This is a genomic window from Streptomyces sp. NPDC086077, assembly GCF_040686175.1.
Taxonomy (GTDB): Bacteria; Actinomycetota; Actinomycetes; order Streptomycetales; family Streptomycetaceae; genus Streptomyces.
The window spans coordinates 1-2,497 of record NZ_JBFBJT010000301.1; the positions used below are offsets into that span (position 1 = coordinate 1).

Sequence of the window (2,497 nt, forward strand, 5' to 3'; positions counted from 1 at the left end):
CTGCGGTCCTACGAGGACGAGGAGGTGCTGGCCGAACTGTCCCGGCGCTGTGAGCAGCGCGAGATCGCCGCGGGCGAGGTGATCGCCGACTTCGGCAACCAGACCGACGAGGTGTACCTGCTGGCGCACGGCAGGGTCGAGAAGATCGGCACCGGCCCGTACGGCGACGACGAGAGCCTCGGTGTGCTCGCCGACGGCGCGTACCTGGGCGAGCAGGCGCTGCTCGACCCGGACGCCATCTGGGAGTTCACGGCCCGCGCCATCACCCCCTGTACGGTCCTCGTGCTCTCCCGGCAGGACGTCGAGCAGCTCGCCGAGCGCTCGGACTCGCTGCGGGAGCACCTGGAGGAACGGCGCGCCGTTCCCCAGCAGCGCACCAACAAGTACGGCGAGAAGGAGATCGACCTCGCGGCAGGTCACGCGGGCGAGCCGGACATCCCGCACACCTTCGTGGACTACGAGGCGCGGCCCCGCGAGTACGAACTGAGCATCGCCCAGACGGTGCTGCGCATCCACTCCCGCGTGGCCGACCTGTACAACCAGCCGATGAACCAGACCGAGCAGCAACTCCGGCTGACCGTCGAGGCGCTGAAGGAGCGCCAGGAACACGAGCTGATCAACAACCGAGAGTTCGGGCTGCTCACCAACTGCGAGTACGACCAGCGGATCCAGCCGCACGACGGTGTGCCCGGCCCGGACGACATGGACGAGCTGCTCAGCCGCCGGCGCGGGACCAAGATGTTCCTCGCCCACCCGCGCGCGATCGCCGCGTTCGGCCGTGAGCTCAACAAGCGGGGCCTGGTGCCGGAGACGATCGACGTCGGCGGCAACCGCATCCCGACCTGGCGCGGTGTCCCGATCTACCCGTGCGGCAAGATCCCGGTCACCGAGGCGCGGACCACCTCGATCATCGCGATGCGTCTGGGCGAGGCGGACCAGGGTGTGATCGGCCTGCGCCAGTCCGGCCTCCCGGACGAGCTGGAGCCGAGCCTGTCGGTGCGGTTCATGGGCATCAACGAACAGGCCATCATCAAGTACCTCGTGACGGCCTACTACTCGGCGGCGGTCCTGGTGCCGGACGCGCTCGGCGTGCTGGAGAACGTCGAGATCGGCCGCTGGCGGTGACCTACCCGGTCTCAGTGTCGTGTCCCCGCCCGGCAGGGCGGGTACACCTCGGGGTACGCGCCCGGCCGGAGCGGAAGCGCCGCTGTCCGCCGACTCTCCGAGGGGGGACCTCGCTCTCATGACCGAGTCCGTCACCGAGTCGAAGAACGACTCCCCGGCGCCGGCCGTGCGGCGCCCGGCCGGGGTGCCCGAAAGCCGCAGTCCCCTCGCGCCCCGGTCGGACGGCGGGCCGGAGCCGCTCGACGGTCCCGAGGCGGCGGTGATCCTGGAGTGCGCGCGGGCGTCGGTGGACCCCGAGTTGCACGCTGCGATCGACTCGCTGCCCGCCGCGATGCGCCGGGTCGCGCGCTACCACTTCGGCTATGAGCACGTGGACGGCACCCCCGCGTCCGGCAACGCGGGCAAGGCGATCCGGCCCGCGCTCGTCCTCACCGCGGCGTCCGCGCTCGGCGGTTCCCAGGCGCGGGCGAGTGCGGTACGGGCGGCCGCGGCGGTGGAGCTGGCGCACAACTTCACGCTGCTGCACGACGACGTGATGGACCGGGACACCACGCGTCGGCACCGACCCACCGCGTGGACGGTGTTCGGAGTCAACGACGCGCTCCTCGCCGGGGACGCCCTCCAGGCGCTCGCCCTGCGACTGCTCGCGGAGGACCCCCACCCGGCGTCCTCCGCTGCCGCCGCACGGCTCGCGTCCTGTGTCGTCGAGCTGTGCGAGGGCCAGCAGGTCGACACGGCGATGGAGCGCCGCGGGCCCTCTGAGGTCACCCTTGACGAGGTGCTCGCCATGGCGGAGGCCAAGACCGGGGCGCTGCTGGGGTGCGCGTGCGCGGTCGGCGGGCTCTACGCCGGGGCGTCCCCGGCCGATGTGGAGGCGCTGGACGCGTTCGGCCGGCAGGCCGGGCTCGCCTTCCAGCTCATCGACGACGTCATCGGCATATGGGGCGACCCGAGCCGCACCGGCAAGCCGGCCGGGGCGGATCTGGCGGCCCGCAAGAAGTCCCTGCCGGTGGTCGCCGCGCTGGCCTCGGGTACACCGGCCGCCGTCGAGCTCGCCGGGCTGTACGAAGTGCCGTACGAGGGCGGTGACCTGGAGCCCACGGTGCAGGCCGTGGAGCGGGCGGGCGGACGGGACTGGGCCCAGGTCCAGGCGTCCGAGCGGATGGCGCGGGCGATGCAGGAGCTGTCCCGCGCGATTCCCGACCCGGAGGAGGCAGGCGGGCTGCTCGCCCTCGCCGAGTTCGTGACGCGGCGCAGCACCTGAGCGCCGGTCGCGGCGAGAACCGCGACGCCCAGGGTCGTACCGCGCGCCCGGATCGGCACGGACATCATGGCGTGGACGCCGTACTGCCGGATCCACTCCCTGCGGGCG

Annotated in this window: 2 protein-coding genes; both read left to right on the plus strand. The window is 72.5% G+C overall.

The features are described 5' to 3' along the window. Positions 1 to 1,125 (plus strand): family 2B encapsulin nanocompartment shell protein (locus tag AB0O67_RS37155; protein ID WP_365460483.1); only part of this gene is annotated, 1,125 nt, incomplete at its 5' end. 118 nt (positions 1,126 to 1,243) lie between these two features. Beyond that, a complete protein-coding gene (locus AB0O67_RS37160; RefSeq protein ID WP_365460486.1) occupies positions 1,244 to 2,389 on the plus strand; it encodes a family 2 encapsulin nanocompartment cargo protein polyprenyl transferase in 1,146 nt (381 codons plus the stop codon). The last annotated feature ends 108 nt before the right edge of the window (positions 2,390 to 2,497 follow it).